Here is a 22435-nt window from a genome sequence, read left to right on the forward strand (position 1 = left end):
AGCTTGTGCGGGCGGGGCGATGGTGGTAGTTTTTTTGATTATGATTGCCGCGATTGCAGATAAAAAGCCCAGGCTCGGCGAAGGCGTCTTCGTGGCCCCGAGCGCCCTGGTGGCCGGCGAGGTGGATCTGGCCGACGAGGTCAGCGTGTGGTACGGCTGCGTCATCCGCGGCGACGTGGGGGCCATCGCCGTGGGCGCGCGCTCCAACATCCAAGACATGAGCGTGCTGCACGTCTCGCGCGGCGGGCCGCCGTGCCTGGTGGGGCGTGACGTGCTGGTGGGCCATCGGGCGGTGTTGCACGGCTGCTCCATCGAGGACGAGGCCTTCATCGGCATCGGGGCCATCATCCTCGACGGCGCGCGGGTGGGGGCCGGGGCCATGATCGCCGCCGGCGGTTTGGTCCCGCCGGGCGCGCTGATCCCGCCGGGCGCGCTGGCCATGGGCTCGCCGGCCAAGGTCAAACGCCAGCTTTCGTCCGAGGAGATGGCGCGCAACCAGGCCCAGACGCGGGAATACCTGCAAACCGCCCGCCAACATCGGCGTCTGTGGCCCTTGCCCCAAGACGATCGCCGCCGATGAGCGCCGCCGGCCCCGAGCGCCTGCTGGAGGAATTGCTGCCCCAGGTGCGGGCCAATTGCCTGATGGCCGACGCCGCCGTAGCCGGGCGTTTCGCCTTGTGTGGCCTGCTGCTGCGCCTGCGCAATCTCCACAAGTGGGAGCGCGACCTGCCGCCCTGGCAGGAGGGCGCGCCCGACGAGGTGCTGGCCTGGGTCAGCGAGCGCGAGGAGGTCTGGGACGCCCTGGGCGAGTTGACGCCCCGGCCCATTCGGCTGGCCGGCCGCGACCACGACCCCTTTGACGCCGATGGGCTCAACGCCCATCTGGAGCCCCTGGGCCTGCACTACGGCGCGGGGCTGGTGGGGGCGTCGCTGCCGGTGTTTTTTCTGGCCAAACAGGAACGTCGCTGGCGCTGCAACGGGCTGGAGATTATCAGCCTGGGCCATGAGTTCACCCGCGACATCTTTTTTTTGCCGGGCCTGCGCCAGGATGGCCGCATTTTTCTGCGGCGGGGGCCCTTGCCCTACCTGCTGTGGGACTTGGCCGCCGACCCCCGGCGCAGCCAGCGGCGTTTTGTCGGCTTCGGCCTGGCCGGCTACGGCCTGGATCACCAACAACTGCTGCGTCGGCCGACCTGGGAGGCCCTGGTCCCGGTCATGGAGGGCGAACTGCAAAGCGTGCTGTGGCACGAACTGGGCGAGGCCGGCGACGGCGAGTTGGCCGCCGGGCTGCTGCGCCGGGTCTGGCTGGAGCATCCGGGCAGCGAGCTGGAGCATTTCGTGCGTGGGGTCAAGGACTTGCTGGCCGACGCCGGGCCCGATGGACGCTTGAAGCGCATCATCGAGGGCCGTCTACGGGGCCAGATCGGCTTTTACCCAGCTTGGCTGCACGGTTATCCGCGCCTTTTGTTTCCCGAGATCGACGCGGCGGTCATGGAACTGATGGCCAACGACGATTGGGCGGCCGTCGAGCAGGCGCGCCAATTGGCCTGGCGACGGGCCGTCGCGGCGGTGGAGGGCCTGGAAGATGTGTTGGGCCGCCAGACCGGCCAGGCGGCCAGGGCCGAGGCCCAGGCCAAGGTGATCGGCCCGCTGACCGGCTTCCGACGGCTGCCCGGCGAGTAGGGGCGGGCGGCGCTGGGCCGTCGCCGACGGTGGTTTACTTGAGCCTGTAGGTGATCAAGCCGTGGGAAAGATCGTAGGGCGAGACGCTGACGCGGACTTTGTCTCCCACCAACACCTTGATTTTAAAGCGTTTCATGCGGCCCGACAGCACGGCCCGCAAGGTGTGGCCCTGCTCGGTTTCAACCTCCATCTGGCCGCCGCCCAGCGTGCGGGTGACGGCGCCTTCGAGATGGATCAGATCGTCGCGGCTCAAACTCTCTCCCTTTCCAACGGTTGACGAGGGGCCATGGTACGGGCCCCGTTGCGGACTATGGCAAGCGCCGCGCCGGCGGCGCTTGCCACAAACACCACCACCCCGGCGACGGCAATGAAAAAACGCCGCCCAGGCGATCGCGACAAGTGCGCGTTCACGGCGGTCATAATATTACACGGCCACCGGCGTCAGTCAAGTTCCGGCCAGTCGGCGACGGCCGGCGAAGGCGGGAAAAACTCTTGCCAAGGCCGGCGGGCGGCTGTATATTTCCCCAGTTTGATAGCTAACTCCCGCCCGGTTTGGGCGTTTTTGGTTTGCGGAGGATATCTCATGAGCCAGGTTTGCGCCTTCTGCGGCAAGAAACCCCAGGTCGGCTACAACATCAGCCACGCCCACAATAAAACCAAACGGCGCTTCAACCCCAACCTGCAGTCGGTGCGTCACGTCGAGGGCGGCACGGTCAAACGCATCCGCGTCTGCACCCGTTGCCTGCGCTCGGGCAAGGTGGTCAAGCCCGCCTGATCCGCCCCGGCGGCCGTGGTCATCGCGCCATGGCCGCCCGAATCTTGGGTTTGCCGACGAAGGGAACGCCCCGCGCGTTCCCTTTTCGTCGTTGGCGGTCTTTTCAGCGCCGGGCCTTTTCCGCCAAGCCCAGGCCCACCCGCCGCACGGCGTTTACGCCCTTGATCTTTTTTATTTCGGCGAAGATTCGGTTGAGCTGTTTGGTGTCGTGCACCTGGATCAGCAGGTTGACCAGGCCGCGCTGTTCGGGCAGCGATTTCACCTCGCCCTCGAGGATGTTGATGTTGTGCTGCTTGAGCACCTGGGCCACGTCGGCGAACAGGCCCTGGCGGTCGGCGCTTTCAACCGTGATGCGCACCGGCCGCACGTGTTCGTCGCCGGCGTCCCACTCCACCTCCACGCGGCGTTCCGGCTCGACTTGGTCCAGGTATGGGCAGTCGGCGCGGTGGACGGTCACTCCGCGGCCGCGGGTGATGAAGCCCACCACCGGGTCGCCGTGCAGGGGGTTGCAACAGCCGGCGAAGCGCACCAAAACATCCTCGACGCCCTTGACGGTGATGCCGGTGGGCGATTTTTTCCGCAGCCGGCCGATGGAGCGCTCGATGAAGCCGGGCTTTTTGACTTCGGCCTCGGGCCGGGGCGCGATGCGGTTGGCCACCTGGCGCGGCGAGAGCTTGCCATAGGCCACCGCCGCCAGCATGGATTCCAACTCGGTGAAGGAAAGCTCCTCGGCCACCTTTTGCGCCCGCTGGTCCTTGATGGCGGCGTTGAGGGTGACGCCGGATTTGCGCAGCTCGCGCTCCAGCAGGTCGCGGCCCAGGGCCACGGCGCGTTCGCTCTCTTGCTTGCGGACATAGGCCCGGATCTTGGAGCGGGCGCGGTTGGTTTTGACAAAGGCCAGCCAGTCCTTGCTGGGCGTGTGTTTGGCGTTGGTGATGATCTCCACCTGGTCGCCGGTTTTTAGCTCGGTGCGCAGCGGCGCCATGCGGCCGTCGATCTTGGCCCCCACGCAGCGGTCGCCCACCTGGGTGTGGATGGCGTAGGCGAAATCCACCGGCGTGGCCCCCTTGGGCAACTCCTTGACCTCGCCGGTGGGTGTGAAGACGAAGATCTCCTCGGGATAGAGGTCCATGCGTAGCGAGTTCATGAACTCGCCGGGCTCGTCCAGTTCCTGCTGCCACTCCAGCAGGCGGCGCAGCCAGGCGAAACGGCGCTGTTCGCCGTCGTCGCCGGCCTCCTGCTCTTTGTAGCGCCAGTGGGCGGCGATGCCTTCCTCGGCGATGCGGTGCATCTCCTCGGTGCGGATCTGCACCTCCATGCGCTGGCCCATGGGCCCGACCACCGCCGTGTGCAGCGATTGATACATGTTGGCCTTGGGCATGCCAATGTAGTCGCGAAAGCGGCCGGGCACCGGCTTCCAGATGGTGTGGACCACGCCCAGGGCCTCGTAGCAGTCTTTGATCGAGCCCACCAGCACGCGAAAGGCCAAGAGGTCGTAGAGCTCGGAGATATCGACGTTGCGGCGCTGCATCTTGCCGTAGATGCTGGCGAAATGCTTGGGCCGACCATACACGGAACAGCTTATGCCCGCCTCCTGCATCTTTTTTTGCAAAATGGCGATCACTTCGTTGATGAAGCTGTTGCGTTCGGCCTGGCTCTGGGCCACTTCCTCCTTGATGCGCTGATAAATTTCGGGGTCCAGGTAATAAAAGGCCAGGTCTTCCAACTCGATTTGCCAGCGGCGGATGCCCAGGCGGTGGGCCATGGGCGCGTAGATGTCGCGGGTTTCCTGGGCGATGCGCCGTTGCTTTTCGGGCTTGAGATAGCCCAGCGTGCGCATGTTGTGCAGGCGGTCGGCCAGTTTGATCAACAGCACGCGGATGTCGTTGGCCATGGCCAGGATCATCTTGCGCAGGTTTTGCGCCTGCATGGCGCTGGCGTCGGGTTGGGCCTGGGCCGGGGCGGCCAGCAGGGTGATCTTGGTCACGCCGTCGACCAGCGAGGCCACCTCCGCGCCCAGCAGGGCGGTGATGTCGGCCAGGGTGGCCTCGGTGTCCTCGACGGTGTCGTGCAACAGCCCCGCGCAGATGCTGGCCACGTCCAGTTGCATCTCCGAGAGCAGGGCGGCCACGGCCAGGGGGTGGCTGAGGTATGGCTCGCCCGAGCTGCGCCGCTGGCCGGCGTGGACCTTGGCCGAGTAGACATAGGCCTTCATGATGGCCTTGACGTCGGCCCCGGGGTGGTAGCCCAGCACGGTGTCGATTATCTCGTTGATGCGCTTCATGCCCATTCCCGAGCCGGCCGGCTGGCCTGTGCGATCTTCAGCGGATGTTCGGCGCCCAACGCCTCTTCATTACATGATACGCAAACCGCGCCGCCGCCGCCAGCGGGGCAATCAAACGCGCCCAACGTTCGTCGCCGGGGTGGCGGCGCGGTCGCCCTGTCGGTTCAGAGGCTCTGCCCGCCGCCGTCGACCACCAGCTTGGCGATGATCGTGGCGGCCTGGGCCATGGGGATCATCTCGGGCTGGGGCGCGGTGCGTTTTTTCAGCTCCACCTCGCCGGTCTCCAGGCCCTTGGGCCCGACGACCACCCGTAGTGGGACGCCCAGCAGGTCGGAATCCTTGAACTTGACGCCCGGCCTGATGTCGCGGTCGTCGAGCAGGCAATCCACGCCCAGGGCCCACAGTTCATCGTGCAGGCGCTGGGCGGCCTCCATGGCCGGGCCCTCGGCGCGCATGGGCAGAACAGCCACCGAGACCGGCGCGATGGCCAGCGGAAAGACGATGCCCGCCTCGTCGTTGCCCTGCTCGATGGCCGCGGCCACGATGCGGCTGACGCCGATGCCGTAGCAACCCATGACGATGGTCTTGGCCTGGCCGTCCACGTCCAGGTAGGTCGCGCCCAGGGCCTTGGAGTATTTCGTGCCCAGGCGGAAGATGTGGCCCACCTCGATGCCCCGGGCCAGGGTCGGCGGGGCTCCGCAGGAGGGACAGGGGTCGCCGGCGGCCAGGTTGCGCAGATCGGCGATGGTGGCCCCTGCCGCGTCGCGGCCCAGGTTGAAGCCCGTGTAATGGGCGTCGGCCTTGTTGGCCCCCACCACCAGCCAGGGGATCTGGGCCAGCTCGGCGTCGGCGTAGACGGGAATCGTCAGACCCACCGGCCCCGAGAAGCCCACCGGCCCGCCGGTGACCTCGACGATGGCCGACGGCCCGGCCAACTCCAGGACATCGGCCCCCAGGATGTTTTTCAGCTTGACCTCGTTGACCTCGCGGTCGCCGCGCACCATGGCCGCCACGGCCTTGCCGTCGGCGATGTAGATCATGGTTTTGGCGATGCTCTTGGGCTTGGTTTTGAGGAACTTGGCCACCTGCAAGGCGGTGTGGGCCGCCGGCGTGGCCACCTCTTGCAGCTCGGCCTTGGGCGCGGCGGCCGGGGCGTCCGCCAGGCGCACGGGGGCTTTTTCCAGGTTGGCCGAATAGCCGCAGGCCGGGCAACTGACGATGGCGTCTTCGCCGGTGTCGGCCAGGACCATGAACTCATGGGAGAACGAGCCGCCGATGGAGCCGCTGTCGGCCTCGACCACGCCGTAGCGCAGGCCCAGGCGGTCGAAGATGCGCATGTAGGCCTGGCGCATGATCTGATAGCTCTGGGCGGCGGCATCTTCGCTGGCGTCGAAGGAGTAGGCGTCCTTCATCAGAAACTCGCGGGCGCGCATCACGCCAAAGCGCGGCCTGATCTCGTCGCGGAATTTCGTTTGGATCTGATATAGATTCAGCGGCATGTCGCGGTAGGACTGGATCTCGCGGCGGGCCAGGTCGGTGATCACTTCCTCGTGGGTGGGGGCCAGGCAATATTCGTTGTCGTGGCGATCGACAAAGCGCAGCAACTCGCGGCCGTAAAAATCCCAACGTCCCGATTCGCGCCACAATTCGGCCGGTTGGACGCCGGGCATCAACAGCTCCTGGGCCCCGGCGGCGTTCATCTCCTGGCGGACGATGGCCTCGACCTTGCGCAGCACGCGCAGGCCCATGGGCAACCACGTGTAGATGCCGCCGGCCAGTTTGCGGATCAGGCCCGCCCGCAGCATCAGTTGATGGCTGACGACCTCGGCGTCGCTGGGGTTTTCCTTGAGGGTGGGGATGAGATATCGGCTGAAGTTCATGTGACGCACCTTTGGCGTTAGCTGTTGTTTTGACGATATTCGGCCTGGGCCACGGCCACGGCCTTGATGAACTCGGCCAGCAGGTCGGCTTCGGCGACTTTTTTCAGCACGCGGCCCTTGGCGAAGATTACGCCCACGCCCCGGCCGCCGGCAATGCCCACGTCGGCGTGGGCGGCCTCGCCGGGGCCGTTGACCACGCAGCCCATGATGGCCACGCGCAGCGGCTCGCTCACCCCGGCCAGGGCCTCCTCGGCGGCGGCCAGCAACGAAAACAGGTCGATCTCGGTGCGGCCGCAGGTGGGGCACGAGATGATCTCCACGCCCCGACGGCCCAGGCCACAGGCGGCCAGCATGTGCCAGGCGGCCTCGACCTCGCGCGCGGGGTCGGCGGTCAAGGATACGCGCAGCGTGTCGCCCAGCCCATCCAGCAGCAGCGCGCCCATGCCCACCGCCGACTTGACCGCTCCGGCCAGAAGCCCGCCGGCCTCGGTGACCCCCAGGTGCAGCGGCCGGTCGCTCTGGGCGGCGAAAAGCCGATAGGCGGCGATGGTGTCGAGCACGTTGGACGATTTCAGGCTGACCTTGATGGCCTCGAAACCCCTGGCCTCCAGCATGGCCACGTGGCCCAGCACGGCCTCGACCAGGGCCGCCGGGGTGGGCCCGCCGTGCTTTTGCAGCAGATCCTTGGGCAAAGACCCGCCGTTGGCCCCCACGCGGATGCTCACGCCGTGGGCCTTGGCCGCGTCGACCACGCGGTCCACGGCCCGTTGATCACCGATGTTGCCGGGATTGATGCGTAGCCCCGCCGCGCCGTTTTCCACCGCCGCCACGGCCAGGCGACCGTCAAAGTGGATATCGGCGATCACCGGCAGGGGGCTGGCCGCGCAGATCGGGCCAAAGGCCAGGGCCGCGGTCATGTCGGGCGCGGCGCAACGCACGATGTGGCAGCCGGCCTGGGCCAGGCGGTTGATCTGGGCCAGGGTGGCGGCGACGTCGCGGGTGTCGGTGTTGGTCATCGACTGCACGGCCAGGGGCGCGCCGCCGCCCACGGCGACACGGCCGACCATGATCCGGCGGGTCTTGTCGCGGGTGACGAGGTGGGGCGTGGTCATTGCTCGGGGCCTCAGACCAGGCCGCCGTCGGTGAACAGCACCTTGACGGCCTCGAAGGTGATCTGGATGATTTTGTCGGCCACGGCGCTGTGGTCGGCCTTGGCGTAGAAAAGCGGCGTGATTTGTTTGATCAGCACGCCAACGGGCGTCTTGTCCGGGCCCTCGGCGATATTTTGCAGGCTCGCGCCGGCGTAATCGCGCCAGGGGTCGTCGGTGCGGGCGGCGATGGCGTCAAGTTCCTCGGCCGGGGCCAGCGCGCGCAGCGGCGCCAGGATGGCTTGCGCGGCGCTTTGCGCGCCCTTGCGGGCCATGAACTCCAGGGCCTGGCCCACGGCGGCCCAATAACGCGCGTCGGCCTGGCGGTTGATGGCGCATTTTTCCAGGGCGCAGAACACCAGGCCGTATTGAAACAACCCGGCCATGGCGCTACGGGCCAGCTTGGGGTCGTTGAGCGGCGCGCCGGTCATGGCCACGCTGCCGTCGAGGGCGTTGGCCAGGGTTTCGCCCAGGCGGGCGGCCAAGTCGTAGACCGCCGTGGCGTGCTCGGCGGCCTTGGTCTGCTCTTGCGCGATGTTCATGCCAAATCCGTTTCAGTCGTCGCCGGCCGCCGCGCGCACTTCCACCACTTCAAAACCGCCAGCCAGCAAGAGGGCGGTCAGCACGCCTTGGCCTGGGCCGCCCTGGGGATTTTGGCCCAGCGGGTCGTGGCCGCACGAGGGCGAACGGTCCTTGAGATAGGCCCGCCGCGCGCCAGCCGCCTGGGCTCGGGCCAAGACGGCCCGCGCGCCGGCGATGAACTGGCGGCTTACGTCGCGGCCGTGGGCGTCGATCAACTTGGCCCGGCCGGCCAAGACGTCGTCGCCCTCGCGGCCGGCCCGCGCGCCGACGATGCGGGCCGGCGGCCGGGGCGTGGGCAAGCCGCCCAGTTGCTCGGGGCATAGGGCCAAGACATCCCGGCCGGCCAACGCCTCACGCAGCCAAAGGGCCTGGCTGTGGCGGCCGTCGTAGCGGGAGCGCTCGCCCCAGAGGCAGGCCGAAACCAGGATCAATCGACGATCTCCACCGCGTCCTGACCCTTGGCCCTCGGCTTGGTTTCGCCGATGATGGACGCTTTTTGGTCCATGGCCGCCAAGCGGGCGACGACCTCGTCGGCCTGGTCACCGGGGGTGAGCAGGATCATGCCCAGGCCCGAGTTGAAGGTGCGCAGCATCTCGTGCTCATCGAGCTTGCCGGCCCGGCGCAGGAACTCGAACACCGGCGGAATGTTCCACGAACCGCGCCGCACCACCGCGCCCACCGATTCCGGCAGCACCCGGGGCAGGTTTTCCAACAGGCCGCCGCCGGTGATGTTGGCCATGCCTTGCAGGGCGAAATTGCGCATGACGTTGAGCACCGGCTCGACGTAAATCTTGGTGGGCGTGAGCAACACCTCGCCCACCGAGCCGCCAGGCAGATCGTCGACCACGCTGTCGACGCCCAGGCCCAGCTCGTCGAAGACGATGCGCCGGGCCAGCGAATAGCCGTTGCTGTGCAGGCCGCTGCTGGCCAGGCCGATCAGGGCCGAGTTTTTGTTGATCGACGAGCCGTCGATGATGGCCGAACGATCGGCCACGCCCACGCCAAAGCCGGCCAGGTCGTATTCGCCATCGGCGTAGAAACCGGGCATCTCGGCGGTCTCACCGCCGATGAGCGCGCAGCCGGCCTGTTTGCAGCCGTCGACGATGCCGGCGATGATTTGTTCGGCCACGCCGATCTCCAGTTTGCCCGTGGCCAAATAGTCAAGCAAGAATAACGGCTTGGCCCCGGTGACAACGATATCGTTGAGCACCATGCCCACCATGTCGACGCCGATGGTGTCGTGCTTGTTCATCATGAAGGCGATCTTGAGCTTGGTGCCGACGCCGTCGGTGGAGCTGACGAGCACTGGGTCTTGATATTTGTCGGTGTTGAGCGAGTACAGGCCCGAAAAACCGCCGATGCCAGTCATCACCGCGGCGGTGTGGGTGGACTTGACCATGTCGCTGATGCGACGCACGAACTCGTTGCCTTTTTCTATGTCCACGCCTGCTTCGCGGTAGCGATCGTGTGCGCTCATCTGGATACTCCGAAATGGTGGCGTTGGTGCCAGATGAGTCTATCAGAAAACCACGGGCAGAGAAAGCCAAGCCCCCCGCCGCCACGAAAAGCGTAGCCAGTGGCCCCGGCCCAGGCTGGCGGCCGCGAGATGAAACACCCGGCATGCGGCGAAAAGCGCGGGGGCCGGCCACCGGTGGGCGGCCCGGAACCCCCGCGCCGCGGGAATCAGTCGACTTTCATGAAACGATCGCCCTTGGCGTTGCAGACCGGGCAGCGCTCGGGGGCCTCGCCCTCGGCGGTGTGGCCACAAACCGGGCAGACATAATAAGGATAGTCGCCCATGTCCTTGCCCAGGGCGTCCAGCAGCTTCTGATAAAGCTCGGCGTGGGTTTTTTCCACGGTGTTGGCGTACTCGAAGCTGCGCAGGGCCTCCTTTTCGCCCTCGGCCTTGGCGTCCTCGATCATGCCCGGATACATGTTTTTGAATTCGTGGGTCTCGCCCTCGACGGCTTCGCGCAGGTTGGCGGCGGTGTCGCCGATGCCCTTCATGGCCCGCAGATGGTTGTGGGCGTGGATCGTTTCGGCCTCGGCGGCGGCGCGGAACATCCGCGCGACCTGGGCGTAACCCTCATCGTCGGCCTTTTTGGCGAAGGCCAGGTAACGGCGGTTGGCTTGGGATTCGCCGGCAAAGGCTTCTTGCAGATTGGCTTTGGTCTTGGACATGGTATTTTCTCCCGTTAGAGTTGTTGATAACAGTTCCTATTACTGATAACATTCAAAGCGCGTGGCGTCAAGCAATAAAATTCGCTTTTCCGCGCTTGGTCGGATAGGCCTTTGGCCCAGCAAGCTGCTGGCCTATAATCATAAAAGATACGCTATCGCCCAAGCCGAAGGAAGGACGATCCGACGCCGACGCGCGTTGGAGGCCTTTGACTGTCAAACAGGGAGAATGGACCATGAGCGAAAGAAAAGGCGCCATCACCATGGGCGGCATGCCCCTGACACTGATTGGCGACGAGGTGAAAGTGGGCCAAAAAGCGCCCGACGTGGAGCTTCTGACCAACGACCTGGCTCCGGCGCGCCTGTCGTCGTATCTGGGCAAGGTGGTGATCATCAGCGTGGTGCCCTCGCTGGACACCGGCGTCTGCGATATCCAGACCAGGCGCTTCAACGCCGAGGCGGCCGGGCTGGGCCCGGACGTGGTCATCCTCACCGTGAGCATGGACCTGCCCTTCGCCCAGAAGCGCTGGTGCGGCCAGGCCGGCGTGGACCAGGTCGTCACCCTCAGCGACCACCGCGAGGCCGCCTTTGGCCTGGCCTATGGGTTGCTCATCAAGGAACTGCGCCTGCTGGCCCGGGCGGTCCTGGTCGTCGATCGCCAGGGCCTGCTGCGCTACAGCCAACTCGTGCCCGAGGTGGGCAGCGAGCCCGATTACGAGCCGGCCCTGGCCGCGGCCCGTCAATTGGTCTGAAACAGCGCCCGGCCCCATGACGGGGCCGGGGCTATTTGTTTTCTAGCCTTGGCTGATGATCCAGCGGCACCACAAATCGCCCTCCTGGCAGCGATCGGGCGGGCAACAGACGGTCTCCAGCCTGAGCTTGGGGTTGCAGGCGCTCACGAAGGCCTGCAGATAGCCCTCGCGCACCTGGCGGCAGGGGTGGGCGTCCAGGCCTTTGCCCAAGCGGATGAGCTGGGTGCGGCAGTTGAAGACCTCGAAGACGGCCGAGCCGTCGTCGCGCAGGTGAAAGGCCTTTTGCTCGTGGCTGACGGCCCAGGAAGAATGGCGTAGCAGCAGCAGGGCCTCGGCCGGGCCGGGTTCGTCGAGGCCCAGGAAGGCCTTGAGCTCCTTGGCCTCGACCTTGCCCATGTAGCGCCAGCATTCGGCGTCGACGTCGGTGGCTTCCTGGATGTCGTGGCGCTTTTCGATGCCCAGGAAGTACATGCCGTCGACCCGCCAGATGTTTTTGACCTGCATGAAGATGTAGTCCAGCAACTGCTGGCGGTCCATGGTTGCGAACATTTCCTGATCGGCCGCTGGGATGCCCATGATTCCTCCTTTGGCTGAGCGTGGGGCGAAACAAAGCCGCATGGCTCTACGTTATTCGCCAGGCCTTGCCCGCGTCAAGCGGCCCGTGGTTGACACCGGCCGCGCCAGCGTTCATATTCGCACCTAAGCGAAGGGAGGCTTGGCTATCATGACTGAAGACGGGCCAACGACGCCGGGCAAGGCTCAGCGCCGCCGGCAGGAGGCCGCGCGGCGGCTGCGTGACGAGGGGCTCAAGCTGATCGCCCGCCAGGGCCTGCACGCCTGCAAGGTCGAGGAGATCACCAGGGCCGCCGGCGTGGGCAAGGGCACGTTTTTTACTCATTTCGCCAGCAAGGGTCATTTCGTGGCCGCGCTGGTCGATCACATCCTGGGCGACGTGGCCCGGCGCGTGCGGCCCCTGGCCCTGGCCCCCGAGGACGCCAACGCCCTGTTGGCCGGGGTGGGGGCGGTGCATCTGCGCTATTTTCAGTTGCGGCCCGACGCGGCCTCGCTTTTGGTGCAGGCCGGCGGCCTGGCCGAGGACAGCGATCAGGGCCAGGTAGTGCGCCAGCGCCTGCGCCAGCATGTGGACATGGTCGCCGAGATGCTGCGGCCGGCGGCGGCGGCGGTGGGTTGGCCGGTGGAGCGGGCGGCCGAACTGGCCCTGATGGTGGTGGCCACCTCCTGCGGATTTTTCTGGTTCGCCCGGCCCCTGGGCCTGGGCCATGACACGCCCATGGCCCTGCTGGAGCGCCTGGGCCGGGCCATGGCCGGCGGGCTGGCCGGCGGCGCTCAGCCCTGAGCGCCGGGCCGCAAGCGGCAGGACAGGGCCTCGGTGGGGTCGAAGGGCGCGGGGCCCGAGAGTAGCGGCGCGCCGCTGGCCTTGGCCAGGGCGCTGGCCATGCCCTTGAACACATAGCCGTGCAACGGCAGCGCCGCCCACCAATAGGCCAGGCCGGCCAGGCCCCGTGGCAAAAAGCGGGCGATGACCCGCAGCTCGCACATGTCGGGGCCCAGGGGCTCCAGTTGAATCTCCAGCACCGCCTGTCCGGGCAGCTTCATTTCGGCAAGCAGCAGCAGACGCCGGTCTTTTTCCACCTCCAGCACCCGCCAGAAGTCCAGGGCGTCGCCCACGCCAAGCTCGCGGGGGTGGCGACGTCCGCGGCGCAGGCCCACGCCGCCGACCAACTCGTCCAGCCAGCCGCGCAGCGCCCACAAAAACTGGGCGTGCCGCCAGCCGATCTCGCCGCCCAGGCTGGTCACCGCCGGCCAGACCGCGTGGGCCGGCGCGGCCAGGCGCGAACGCAACGCCGCCTGGAGGATCGTCCCGCCGGCAAAGCTGGCGTCGGCGCAATAAACCCACTCCGGCGGCAGGACATGGCCGGCGTCGTGCCAGCAGGTCTCGACCTTTTGCTGCTCGATGCGCTGCAAGGCGCGGCGGATGGCCTGACGGCAGTCGATGAGCTCTTGCGGCGCGACCTGGCGGATGCGCTGGTCGTGCATGACCACCTCGTTGCTCAGGCCCTCGGCCAGGGGTTGGGCCAGGGCGGCCGGCACGGGGGTGATCAGGTGGATCCAATACGAGCTGAGCCTGACGTTCAGAAACGGCAGGGGGATGATCCAGCGCCGCCGCAAGCCGGCCTCCTCGGCGTAGATGCGGAAAAGATCTTCGTAGGTCAGCACCTCCGGCCCGCCGATGTCAAAGGCCTGGCCGATGGTGTCCGGATTGTCCAGACAGGCCTCCAGGTAGCCCAGGGCGTTGGCGATGGCGATGGGCTGAACCTTGGTGCGCACCCATTTGGGGGTCAGCATCACCGGTAGGCGATCGACCAGATAGCGCATCAGCTCGAACGAGGCGCTGCCCGAGCCCAGGAGCATGGCCGCCCGCAACCAGGTCACCGGCGTGGCCCCGGCTTGCAGGGCGCGGGCCACCTGGGCCCGCGAGGCCAGATGATGGCTGATGCCCGGGCCCTCGGGCACGAGCCCGCCCAGGTAGATGATCCGCGATAGCCCCGCGTGTTCGGCGGCGGCGGCCATGTTCAGGGCGGCTTGCAGGTCGGCCTTGGCGAAATCGGCCGTGGCCGGGTTCATCGAGTGCACCAGATAATAGGCCGCGCCGCAGCCTTTCATGGCCCGGGCCATGGAGGCCACGTCCATGGCGTCGGCCTTGACCAACTCGACCAGCGGATGGCCGGCCCAGGGGCGGCAAGCCAGTTTTTCCAGCGAGCGGCCCACCGCCCGCACCCGCCGGCCGCTGGCCAACAGCCGGGGAACCAAGCGCCCGCCCACGTAACCCGTCGCTCCGGTGACGAAAACTGGCCGATCATCCATGTTTGCCTCCGTTGGCTTGTCGATGGTCCGCGCCGAACCAGCCAATTTTTCATGATAGCACGCCACTGGCGGCTAGCGGCCGTGGGCGCGGCAAATGTTTTTCGTCGCCAAAGCGACATTTGACCATTGCGCGCCGACAGGTTAGATTATAATGCCTCGCCGGTTCAGATGACCGTGGCCGGACGGGTTTTTTGCGTGGGCTTGTTAGGATTGGGGCGGCGTCATGCCTGTGGACAAAAAAATGAAAATCCTGGTGGTGGACGATTTCGCCACCATGCGCCGAATCATCAAAAACACCTTGCGCCAGATCGGCTACGAAAACGTCGTCGAGGCCGAGGACGGCGAGGCCGCCGTGGCCAAGCTGGAAACCGAGCGCATCGATTTTATCGTCAGCGACTGGAACATGCCCAAGATGACCGGCCTGGAATTGCTGCGTTGGGTTCGCAATCACGACGAATTCAAGGATTTGCCCTTCTTGATGGTCACCGCCGAGGCCCAGAAGGAAAACATCCTCGAGGCGGCCAAGGCCAGGGTCAACAACTACGTGGTCAAGCCCTTCACCGCCGAGACCATGGAAGAAAAAATCGAAGCCATCATGGCCAAGCTATAAGAGGCAAAAAATAATCTAACGCCTGAAAACGGCGTCATTTTTATGTTTGAAGGCTATTGTATTGAGCAACATCATTCAGATCTTCAAAAAAGAGGAGTTTTCTCTCGGCCAATTCGCTATATTTTTTGCCACCGCCATTGCCTTCAACTTGTATTTTCTGTCGAACTTCACCTTGTCAATCGACGACGAAATAGCGGCTTTTCGTACTGATCCCAGCGCATGGATCGGGCAAGGCCGGTGGTTGTTGTATTTGGTGGAGAAGCAATTATTCCCCCAGCCGGTTTTGCCATATGTTCCCAACGTAGTGTTTTGCGCAACAATGGCGGCGGCGTATGCTTTGCTCGTCAGAGCGCACGATTTACGCGACGATTGGCGAATTTATTTTTCCTTTCCCGTTTTTTGCGCGTTTCCTATCTGGCCATTCATTGCGGCTTTTTATCCTAATCTACCGGCTCTGAGCTTTGGCGTGCTGTTTGTGTGCGCCGCCGCGTTTTTACACAGCCACTCGCCCGTGTTGGCGGTGCTTTTACGGCGGGAAGCCATTGGTTCGTCATTGGCCAACATGACCATGCAGGCCGTGTTGCTGGCGATGGCTCTCGGTGCGTATCAGTCATTGTTCATGTTGTACTTGGCCATGGGGCTTGGCGTTATCGCGCGGGCGGCTCTGTCCGGCGTGGAGGATGATCGGTTTTCGGCAGCGAACGCTTGGCGCGCCGTTTGGCATGTTTGCCTGGTTGGTTGTTGCGCGTTGGCCATTTATTTGCTCATCAGCCGCATCGCGTTATGGCTGATGCCTTTCGGCACGGCCTATATCGGAAACTTCTTCAACTTACAAGAACTAGTGCGCAACCCGCAAGGTTTGGCTTATCTGTTTTTGTCCGAGATGCGGTCATACTATCTTGTCGCCTCTCAAAAATATGGCGGTTCGCTTTCAGCCGTTCCATGGTTGATTGCCATTGCGCTGGTCGCCGTTGCCATGAATGTTCGCGCTAAGCAAAAATCGGTAATATTATTTGTGACGTTGTCGTTTTTCGCCGTGCTTGTATCGCCGTTCTTGCTCACGCTGATAACCGCCATAGAAATGCCAGTCAGGGCTTTTGTTTCCGTACCCTATGTGATTTGGTTTTTGGCGATTTGCGCCCTTGGTTCAAAGAAGCTTGTTATTACGGTTGCTAGCGTGTTGGTGCTGATAGCTTTGCAGTTCCAAGCGGTGAGGGCTACCGGAAATCACGCCGCGGCGGTAACGATTGCCTTGGAACAAGACAAGCTGCTGGCGGCGGATTTGTATCGGCGCATGGCCGGCCTCGGTTTTGACGAAAGCAAACCGATAATGATCGACATCTTTGGGAGGCGTTTTTGTAAAACAGCCTATCCGGCGCCGTGGTCTTCCACTTTTGGGGCGTCTTTCTTTGGCTGGGATGAAGGCAACATCAACCGCATGGTCAGATTCATGCGATTGCTTGGGTATCCAAAGATCACGCCGCTGGCCGAGAAAAAACGATTGCTGAACACAAGAAAATTCCTGACGATGCCTTCCTGGCCCGCGCCCGGCTCGGTGGTTAAGCAAGGCGATGTGTTCTTGATAAAACTGAGCGACAAGTCTGATTTTATCCACGCGCGATCCTTGCCTGCCGCAAGATAGCTTATGCTTTTCGCCCCGTCCGTCTACGCCGCGGCCAAGGCGCGCTCGGCCATCTCCGCCAGCCAGAAATGCAACGGCAGCATGCCGCTCCAGCGCTCCAGGCAATAATCCACCAACGCCGCCGACCGGGCCGCGTCGGGCAATGGCTCATCCACGCCCACCCACAGGCCGGTGTAGCGCGCCAGCGCCGCGCGGGGGTGATCCGGGTCGACGCCACGCGGAACACGCTTGAGCTTTTGCCCGTCGACCACGCCGCCCCGCGCGCCGACCTGGGCCAAGGCCCGCTCCAGGGCCGGCCCACGTTGGGGGTGCAGCACATCGCTGCGGTATTGTTCGATCTGGGCCCTGGAAAAACCGTAAATCCCCGCGCCCAGCATCAGCCGGCCCGGCTCGAAATGCAGATAAAACCCCGAGCACTCCATGCGCGGCCCCTGGCCCTCCCACAGCCACAGGCCCAGATGATCCTTGAACGGGCTTTTGTCACGGGCAAAGCGCGTATCGCGAAAAATTTTGAAAATCGACTTGTTGACCATGGGCTCGGCGTGGATGCCCGGGACCATCTGGGCCATGGGCGGGCTCAGTTCGGCCACCAGGGCCTTGGCCGGCCGCAGGATCAGCTCGTCGTATTGTTTGCGGTGCTCCTCGAACCAGGGCTTGTTGTTGTTCTGGGCCAAGGCGCGGAAAAAGTCCTCGGCCTGGAGGCTGAAGCCGTTGAAGCGATCGGTTGGGCTCATGGGCTGGCGTCCTTTGCGAGGGTGGTTTGCGGGCCACGACGCCTTGAAGTATGAGCCCGACATTGGATATCGGTCAAGGGCCGGCCGCCGCGAACGGCTCCTGGGCGCGGTCGCGGCGGCCGGTGAGGGCGCTTAGAACGCCTGTTGGTAAACCTCCAGCACGGCCATGGGGTCGGCCACGGGCCGGGGATTGGTCAGGTTGGAGGGATCGACCAGGGCGTGCATGGCGCACTCGGCCAGGGCCTCCTCGGGCACGCCCATGGCCTTGAGGCTCATGGGAGCCTCGACGGCGCGCATGAGCTGCTCCAGGGCGTCGGCCCCGGCCAGGGCGGCGTCACGCGGGGCGATGTCCAGCACGTTGACGCCTAGGGCGGCGGCGATCTCGACCAGGGCCTCGGTGGCGTGATCGACGTTGAAGCGCATGACCTTGGGCAGCAAAATGCCGCAGGCCGCGCCGTGGGGCACGCCGTATAGGGCGCCCACGGTGTGGGCCATGGCGTGGGCCAGGCCGATGCCGGCCACGGCGAAGGCCTTGCCGGCCACGGTGGCGGCCACCTGGAGGTTGCTCATGACGCGCAGGTCGCGGTCACCGCTGGCGGCCTTGGGCAGGTTGCGGGCGATGAGCCGGATGGCCTGCAAGGCGTGACCGTCGCTGATGGGGTTGGCGGTCTTGCTCATCATGGCCTCGCAGGCGTGGGTCATGGCGTCCATGGCCGTGGCCACCATCAGCCCGGCGGGCAGGTCGGCCACCAGGCAGGGGTCGAGCACGGCCACCTGGGGGTAGATGTAGGGGTCGGCGATGAAGACCTTGCGGCTGAGACCCTCGTGGCGCACCACCGAAACGGCCGTGGCCTCGCTGCCGGTGCCCACGGTTGTGGGCACCACGATGTGCGGCGTGACCGGCTTGGTCAGGCGGAAAAAGGCGTAGTGATCGACGGCCTTGCCGCCCTGATCGAGAATCACCGTCACCCACTTGGCCGTGTCGATGACGCTGCCGCCGCCGACGCTGACGATCAGGTCGGCCTTGGCCGCGCGGGCGGCGTCGGCGGCCGCGTCGACGGTGGCCAGGCTGGTGTCCTGGGGGATGTCGCTGAAGACGCCCACGCAATAGCCGCCCAGGGCGGCGATGACCTTGGCGGCCAGGCCGACGGCGAGCACGCCGGCGTCGGTGAGCACGAAGGCCCGCTGGCAGCCCATGCGCGCGATGTCGGCGCAGATGGAGGCCACCGCGCCGGGGCCGCAGTTGACCTTGGTCGGGGTGATGTATTGGAACGAGGCGGCCTTGGGCTGGTCGAGCAGCAACTGGAAGCCCATGTGGGCCGAGGGTTCGGCCGTGGCCGCCACGTGCACGCGCTTGACCTCGGTGTATTCGGCCAGGCCGTGGTGGCCCAGCTCGCGGCCGACGCCCGATTGCTTGTAACCGCCAAAGGGGCAGAAATCGCCAAAGGCGTGGTAGTTGTTGACCCACATCGTGCCGGTGCGCACGCCGGCGGCGATGCGTTCGGCCCGGCCGGTGTCGGTGGTCCAGACGCCGCCGGCCAAGCCGTAGATGCTGTCGTTGGCGATGGCGATGGCCTCGTCGTCGTCGTCGAACTTGATCACGCTGACCACCGGCCCGAAGATCTCCTCCTGGGCGATGCGCATTTTGTTGTCGACGCCGCCGAAGATGGTCGGCTCGTAAAAGAAGCCGCCCTCCAGGCCGGGCACCACGGCCCGCTTGCCGCCGCAGAGCAGCTCGGCGCCTTCGTCCTTGCCGATCTGCACATAGCTTTCGACGGTGTTGAGCTGGGTCTGGCTGACCAGGGGGCCCATCTGGGTGGCGTAATCGAGCTGGTAGCCGATGCGGATATCCTTGACCCGCGCCAGATAACGCTCCATGAACTGGTCGTAGATCTTGGCGTGCACCAGCAGCCGCGTGCCCGATTCGCAGACCTGGCCGCCGTGGAAGAACGTGCCGTAGAGCCCGCCGTCGACGGCCATGTCCAGGCGGGCGTCATCGAGGATGATGTTGGCCGACTTGCCGCCCAATTCCAGGGTCACTTTTTTGACCGTATCGGAGGCCAGCTTCATGATCTGGCGGCCCACCTCGGTGGAGCCGGTGAAGGCGATCTTGTCGACCTCGGGGTGGGTGCAGAGCACGCGGCCCAGCGCGCCGCCCGGCCCGGCGATGACGTTGACCACGCCGTCGGGGATGGGGCTTTCCTTGACCACCTCGGCCAGGATCAGCGCCGAAAGGGGCGTGTTGCTGGCGGGCTTGAGCACGATGGTGTTGCCCATGATGATGGCCTGGGCCACCTTCCACAGGGCCATGGTCAGGGGGAAGTTCCAGGGGATGATGCCCACGCACACGCCCATGGCCTCGCGGCGCACGTAGTCACGGCCGGGGAAAAACGGATTGCCGCTGGGCTGGAGCTCCTCGGTCCAGGGGAAGCTCTTGGCCGCGTAGTAGGCGAGGTTGCGCATCATCGATGCGCCCAGCAGCACGTCGGTGGCGGTGCGGGCGACAACGCCGCCGGAGTTCATCGACTCGGTCATGGCCAGGCGCACGCCGTGGTTGGTCATACGGTCGGCCAGCTCCATCACCAGCCGTGAGCGCTCCATGGGCGGCATTTGGGGCCAGCCCGAGCGCTCGAAGGCCCGGCGGGCGGCCATGATCGCCGCCTCGGCCTCGGCCGCGCCCGCCTGGGCCACGGTGGCCATGGGCAGGCCCGTGCCGGGGTCGATGGTCTCGAAGGTCGCGCCGTCGGCGGCTTCGACGAACTGGCCGTCGATAAATAGCTTGTAATGTTCCAAACTGGCCCTCCCATCAATGGACATAAGAATTTATTTGACCGATCGACCGGCCAATCGGCCCGGCGGGGGCGGCGTCGCCCATGGGCCGTGGCGCGCCCGAAGCTGGCTGGTTGCGGGTTTTCACGAGGCGCACAAATACTATGCAAAAGGAGGGAGCTATAATTCAAATGAATAATTTTCCGGCTTATGATAACCAAAAGTTATCGCAAGCATGGGAGCGCGCCGATGATCGACGTCCGTCAACTGAGCCACGCGGCGGCCCTGGCCAAGTTTGGCAACTATCGCCGGGCGGCCCAGGCCCTGTTCATCACCCAGCCGGCCCTGACCAAGAGCATCCAGAACCTGGAGCGCGAACTGGACGTGCGCCTGTTCGAGCGCCGCGCCGACGGCGTGACGCCCACCGAGTTTGGCGCGGCCATCGTGGCGGCGGCGGCGCGCATCCTGCCCCAGATCGACGACATCGAAAACGAGATGGAGCTGCTCAAGGGCCTGGGCAAGGGCCGGCTGAACGTGGGTTGCGATCCGTTCTTCGCCGAGGTCTACATGGCCCCGGCCCTGGGTTCGCTTTTGGCCCGGCACCCCAGCTTGCGCATCCGCGCCGAGGTCATCGCCTGGGACGTGATCCTGGAGCTTTTGCTGGAGCGCAAGCTGGACGTGGTCATCGGCGTGCCCACCGAAAATCTCGATCCAAGCCTGAGTTTCATCAAGATCGACGGCTTTCCCGAGATAACCTATTTCTGCCGGCCGGGGCACCCCTTGCTGGGCCGCGGGCCCATCGCGCCGCGGGAGCTAGCGCCTTTTCCTACCGTGGGCATCAAAACACACCCATGGTGGCTGAAATGGTTTGCCGAATCCATCGATGAAGCCGTCGAAAGCGAGGCCGTCACCCACCGTCACTTCGTGCAGTGCGACAATTTGAGCGTGATCATGACCATCGTCAAATCCAGCGACGCCATCAGCGGCGCGGCCAGCGGCGTGGTCGAAAAAGACATCGTTGCCGGCCGCTTGCGCCGCCTGCCGCTGATCCTGCCGCCCTATCCGCCGCTGTCGTTTGGCCTGGCCTACCTCCGCGAGCGCATCATGGCCCCGGCGGCCCGGGCGCTCATCGACGAACTGGTGGCCCTGGCCCAGAGCCTGGGCTGGGCGGTCGACGCCCCGGGCTCCCGGCCCTGATGACCGCGCTACGCAAAAAGGCCGGAGCGGATCGCTCCGCTCCGGCCACTGGGGAGAAAAGGCCGTTTAGAATCCGATGGCCAACTGCGTGGTGAAGAGGTCTCTTTCGTCCTCGGTGTCTTGGAACTCGCCGTGGAGGTACTCGACGCTGAGGGTGGTGTCGGGCAGGAACATCCAGGAAGCGCCGACGCCGAACTGGTGTTCGGGCTCCTTGTCGCCCAGGTTGTCGCTGCCCTCGTAACGGGCGGCGAAGGTCCATTCCTCGAAGGGCATGTAGGCCAGTTCGATGTTGTAGGCGTAGGGCTTGCCGTCGCTGTCGGTCATGTAGTCCAACTCGCCGGCCTTGAAGTCGTCGATGGCCGAGATGTACTCGGCGGTGAAGGCCACGCACATGTACTGGGCGCTCAACATGGCCGACCAGCCGGCGACCAGGTCTTGCAGGCTCTGATCGACGACGTACTCGCTGAGGTTGCCGCTGGCGATGTTGTTGGTGTAGGCCAGGCCGAAGTTGAGGTCGACGTCCTCGCCGAGGGCGCCTTCGGGGGCGTCGAACTGGGCGCGGGCGTAGAAGGTGTTGATGTTGTTGTCGGGGGCGTCGCTGGATTCATGGACGTCGGAGTTGAAAATGCCCACGCCCACGTTGAACCAGTCCTGGGCCCAGCCGACCTCGGCCGCGGTGGCCTGGGTCTCGAAGACATTCTGGGTGATGGGGTCGCTGATCAGGTTGCTTTCGAACAGGCCGATGGCCGGGTACATGCGACCGCCCAGGAAATAGGCCGGGATGTCGTCGGTCTGGCCCAGCAGGATGTAGGCCTCGTCGATGTTCATGGGGTCGGTGTCGCCCTCTTCATAGAGCATGTGCACCAGGCCCTTGACGTATTTGTTGATGTCGGCCTCGATGAACACCTCGGCGGTGGCCAGGGTGAAGTCGCTCTCGGAGGCGCTCTTGCCGTGCTTGGGCTTGAAGTTGGAGTAGGCGCCCTCCAGCTCGACGGCGCCGTAGATCTTCAGGCGCTTGCCCGCGTCGCTGAGCAGCCCGCCCGCCACTTGCTCGCCCTTGGCCAGTTGGGCCTGCTCGGACATCTTCAGCGAATGCGCGCTGGTCGCCTGAGCCTCCTGGGCCGCCTTTTGGGCGTCGGCCGCCGAGGTGTTGGCCTTTTCCAGGGCCTGCTCCAGGGTCGAGACGCGCTCCTTGAGGGCGCGCAACTCATTCAGCAGGGCCTGGGTGTCGGCGTCGGCGGCGAAAGCGGCCGCCGGGGTCACCAACATCGCGGCCGCCGCCAGCCAAGCCGCGACTTTGAGTTTTACCTTCATC

The 22435-nt window shown here is 65.4% G+C and carries 21 protein-coding genes; 8 read left to right on the plus strand and 13 right to left on the minus strand.

The features are described 5' to 3' along the window. Window positions 1–91 precede the first annotated feature (91 nt). On the plus strand, window positions 92–580 hold the full coding sequence (locus DEBA_RS06195; RefSeq protein WP_222832044.1) for a gamma carbonic anhydrase family protein: 489 nt from the start codon (window positions 92–94) through the stop codon (window positions 578–580). Further along, entirely contained in the window at window positions 577–1683 is a 1107-nt protein-coding gene (locus DEBA_RS06200; RefSeq protein WP_013258063.1) for an Sfum_1244 family protein, read from the plus strand. Before DEBA_RS06195 ends, DEBA_RS06200 begins: the two co-directional genes overlap by 4 nt. Window positions 1684–1717: 34 nt before the next feature. Here DEBA_RS06200 and infA read toward each other — a convergent pair whose 3' ends face one another. Beyond that, the gene (gene infA, locus DEBA_RS06205; protein WP_013258064.1) at window positions 1718–1936 is read right to left on the minus strand and encodes a translation initiation factor IF-1; all 219 of its coding nucleotides are present in this window, start codon (window positions 1934–1936) and stop codon (window positions 1718–1720) included. Between the two features lie 330 nt (window positions 1937–2266). On the opposite strand from infA, the gene rpmB reads away from it, so the two are divergent. After that, on the plus strand, window positions 2267–2458 hold the full coding sequence (rpmB, locus tag DEBA_RS06210; protein ID WP_013258065.1) for a 50S ribosomal protein L28: 192 nt from the start codon (window positions 2267–2269) through the stop codon (window positions 2456–2458). A 103-nt stretch (window positions 2459–2561) separates the two neighbouring features. Here rpmB and DEBA_RS06215 read toward each other — a convergent pair whose 3' ends face one another. From DEBA_RS06215 to DEBA_RS06245, 7 genes are all read right to left on the minus strand, one after another. After that, a complete protein-coding gene (locus DEBA_RS06215; protein WP_013258066.1) occupies window positions 2562–4742 on the minus strand; it encodes a RelA/SpoT family protein in 2181 nt (726 codons plus the stop codon). A 164-nt stretch (window positions 4743–4906) separates the two neighbouring features. After that, window positions 4907–6622, minus strand: coding sequence for a proline--tRNA ligase (locus DEBA_RS06220; RefSeq protein WP_013258067.1), 1716 nt, complete (start codon window positions 6620–6622; stop codon window positions 4907–4909). Window positions 6623–6639: 17 nt separating this feature from the next. Beyond that, on the minus strand, window positions 6640–7734 hold the full coding sequence (gene ispG / locus DEBA_RS06225; protein WP_013258068.1) for a flavodoxin-dependent (E)-4-hydroxy-3-methylbut-2-enyl-diphosphate synthase: 1095 nt from the start codon (window positions 7732–7734) through the stop codon (window positions 6640–6642). Window positions 7735–7745: 11 nt separating this feature from the next. Then, on the minus strand, window positions 7746–8312 hold the full coding sequence (locus DEBA_RS06230; protein WP_013258069.1) for a hypothetical protein: 567 nt from the start codon (window positions 8310–8312) through the stop codon (window positions 7746–7748). A 12-nt stretch (window positions 8313–8324) separates the two neighbouring features. Further along, window positions 8325–8783 carry a DUF523 domain-containing protein gene (locus DEBA_RS06235; RefSeq protein WP_013258070.1) on the minus strand — a complete coding sequence of 153 codons (459 nt, stop codon included), beginning with the start codon at window positions 8781–8783 and terminating at the stop codon, window positions 8325–8327. Then, the gene (purM, locus tag DEBA_RS06240) at window positions 8780–9829 is read right to left on the minus strand and encodes a phosphoribosylformylglycinamidine cyclo-ligase (RefSeq protein WP_013258071.1); all 1050 of its coding nucleotides are present in this window, start codon (window positions 9827–9829) and stop codon (window positions 8780–8782) included. The genes DEBA_RS06235 and purM overlap by 4 nt, the downstream gene beginning before the upstream one ends. Window positions 9830–10035: 206 nt before the next feature. Then, window positions 10036–10533 carry a rubrerythrin family protein gene (locus tag DEBA_RS06245; RefSeq protein ID WP_013258072.1) on the minus strand — a complete coding sequence of 166 codons (498 nt, stop codon included), beginning with the start codon at window positions 10531–10533 and terminating at the stop codon, window positions 10036–10038. Between the two features lie 233 nt (window positions 10534–10766). On the opposite strand from DEBA_RS06245, the gene tpx reads away from it, so the two are divergent. Next, on the plus strand, window positions 10767–11282 hold the full coding sequence (gene tpx, locus DEBA_RS06250) for a thiol peroxidase (protein ID WP_013258073.1): 516 nt from the start codon (window positions 10767–10769) through the stop codon (window positions 11280–11282). A gap of 42 nt (window positions 11283–11324) precedes the next feature. Here tpx and DEBA_RS06255 read toward each other — a convergent pair whose 3' ends face one another. After that, complete coding sequence (locus DEBA_RS06255; RefSeq protein ID WP_013258074.1) at window positions 11325–11858, minus strand: DUF6125 family protein; 534 nt, start codon at window positions 11856–11858, stop codon at window positions 11325–11327. 148 nt (window positions 11859–12006) lie between these two features. On the opposite strand from DEBA_RS06255, the gene DEBA_RS06260 reads away from it, so the two are divergent. Continuing rightward, the gene (locus DEBA_RS06260; RefSeq protein ID WP_013258075.1) at window positions 12007–12639 is read left to right on the plus strand and encodes a TetR/AcrR family transcriptional regulator; all 633 of its coding nucleotides are present in this window, start codon (window positions 12007–12009) and stop codon (window positions 12637–12639) included. On the opposite strand, the gene DEBA_RS06265 is transcribed toward DEBA_RS06260, so the two are convergent. After that, entirely contained in the window at window positions 12630–14168 is a 1539-nt protein-coding gene (locus tag DEBA_RS06265) for a DUF2867 domain-containing protein (RefSeq protein WP_013258076.1), read from the minus strand. The two genes, DEBA_RS06260 and DEBA_RS06265, sit on opposite strands and share 10 nt — an antisense overlap. Before the next feature lie 223 nt (window positions 14169–14391). Between DEBA_RS06265 and DEBA_RS06270 the strand changes: the two genes are divergently transcribed. Next, window positions 14392–14778 (plus strand): chemotaxis response regulator CheY, encoded by a 387-nt coding sequence (locus DEBA_RS06270; RefSeq protein WP_013258077.1) that lies wholly within the window; start codon window positions 14392–14394, stop codon window positions 14776–14778. 61 nt (window positions 14779–14839) lie between these two features. Next, window positions 14840–16420 carry a glucosyltransferase domain-containing protein gene (locus tag DEBA_RS06275; RefSeq protein ID WP_013258078.1) on the plus strand — a complete coding sequence of 527 codons (1581 nt, stop codon included), beginning with the start codon at window positions 14840–14842 and terminating at the stop codon, window positions 16418–16420. Between the two features lie 23 nt (window positions 16421–16443). On the opposite strand, the gene DEBA_RS06280 is transcribed toward DEBA_RS06275, so the two are convergent. Beyond that, a complete protein-coding gene (locus DEBA_RS06280) occupies window positions 16444–17154 on the minus strand; it encodes a DUF2461 domain-containing protein (protein ID WP_013258079.1) in 711 nt (236 codons plus the stop codon). Between the two features lie 132 nt (window positions 17155–17286). Next, window positions 17287–19947: an aldehyde dehydrogenase family protein gene (locus tag DEBA_RS16895; RefSeq protein ID WP_013258080.1), complete on the minus strand. Its 2661-nt coding sequence runs from the start codon at window positions 19945–19947 to the stop codon at window positions 17287–17289. A 225-nt stretch (window positions 19948–20172) separates the two neighbouring features. Between DEBA_RS16895 and DEBA_RS16900 the strand changes: the two genes are divergently transcribed. Next, complete coding sequence (locus DEBA_RS16900; protein WP_013258081.1) at window positions 20173–21120, plus strand: LysR family transcriptional regulator; 948 nt, start codon at window positions 20173–20175, stop codon at window positions 21118–21120. A gap of 66 nt (window positions 21121–21186) precedes the next feature. On the opposite strand, the gene DEBA_RS06295 is transcribed toward DEBA_RS16900, so the two are convergent. Continuing rightward, window positions 21187–22434 carry an LbtU family siderophore porin gene (locus tag DEBA_RS06295; RefSeq protein WP_013258082.1) on the minus strand — a complete coding sequence of 416 codons (1248 nt, stop codon included), beginning with the start codon at window positions 22432–22434 and terminating at the stop codon, window positions 21187–21189. Window position 22435: the final 1 nt, after the last annotated feature.

The organism is Desulfarculus baarsii DSM 2075 (assembly GCF_000143965.1).
GTDB classification, from domain to species: Bacteria; Desulfobacterota; Desulfarculia; order Desulfarculales; family Desulfarculaceae; genus Desulfarculus; species Desulfarculus baarsii.

What these genes read in the sequence shown, in the direction of transcription:
- DEBA_RS06270 (WP_013258077.1), top strand. Translation starts at nt 14,392, where the DNA reads ATGCCTGTGGACAAAAAAATGAAAATCCTGGTGGTGGACGATTTCGCC.
- DEBA_RS06255 (WP_013258074.1), bottom strand. Translation starts at nt 11,858, where the DNA reads ATGGGCATCCCAGCGGCCGATCAGGAAATGTTCGCAACCATGGACCGC.
- DEBA_RS06260 (WP_013258075.1), top strand. Translation starts at nt 12,007, where the DNA reads ATGACTGAAGACGGGCCAACGACGCCGGGCAAGGCTCAGCGCCGCCGG.
- DEBA_RS06220 (WP_013258067.1), bottom strand. Translation starts at nt 6,622, where the DNA reads ATGAACTTCAGCCGATATCTCATCCCCACCCTCAAGGAAAACCCCAGC.
- tpx (WP_013258073.1), top strand. Translation starts at nt 10,767, where the DNA reads ATGAGCGAAAGAAAAGGCGCCATCACCATGGGCGGCATGCCCCTGACA.
- DEBA_RS06280 (WP_013258079.1), bottom strand. Translation starts at nt 17,154, where the DNA reads ATGAGCCCAACCGATCGCTTCAACGGCTTCAGCCTCCAGGCCGAGGAC.
- DEBA_RS06295 (WP_013258082.1), bottom strand. Translation starts at nt 22,434, where the DNA reads ATGAAGGTAAAACTCAAAGTCGCGGCTTGGCTGGCGGCGGCCGCGATG.
- DEBA_RS06200 (WP_013258063.1), top strand. Translation starts at nt 577, where the DNA reads ATGAGCGCCGCCGGCCCCGAGCGCCTGCTGGAGGAATTGCTGCCCCAG.
- purM (WP_013258071.1), bottom strand. Translation starts at nt 9,829, where the DNA reads ATGAGCGCACACGATCGCTACCGCGAAGCAGGCGTGGACATAGAAAAA.
- DEBA_RS06245 (WP_013258072.1), bottom strand. Translation starts at nt 10,533, where the DNA reads ATGTCCAAGACCAAAGCCAATCTGCAAGAAGCCTTTGCCGGCGAATCC.
- ispG (WP_013258068.1), bottom strand. Translation starts at nt 7,734, where the DNA reads ATGACCACGCCCCACCTCGTCACCCGCGACAAGACCCGCCGGATCATG.
- DEBA_RS06215 (WP_013258066.1), bottom strand. Translation starts at nt 4,742, where the DNA reads ATGAAGCGCATCAACGAGATAATCGACACCGTGCTGGGCTACCACCCC.
- DEBA_RS16900 (WP_013258081.1), top strand. Translation starts at nt 20,173, where the DNA reads ATGATCGACGTCCGTCAACTGAGCCACGCGGCGGCCCTGGCCAAGTTT.
- DEBA_RS06265 (WP_013258076.1), bottom strand. Translation starts at nt 14,168, where the DNA reads ATGGATGATCGGCCAGTTTTCGTCACCGGAGCGACGGGTTACGTGGGC.
- DEBA_RS06230 (WP_013258069.1), bottom strand. Translation starts at nt 8,312, where the DNA reads ATGAACATCGCGCAAGAGCAGACCAAGGCCGCCGAGCACGCCACGGCG.
- rpmB (WP_013258065.1), top strand. Translation starts at nt 2,267, where the DNA reads ATGAGCCAGGTTTGCGCCTTCTGCGGCAAGAAACCCCAGGTCGGCTAC.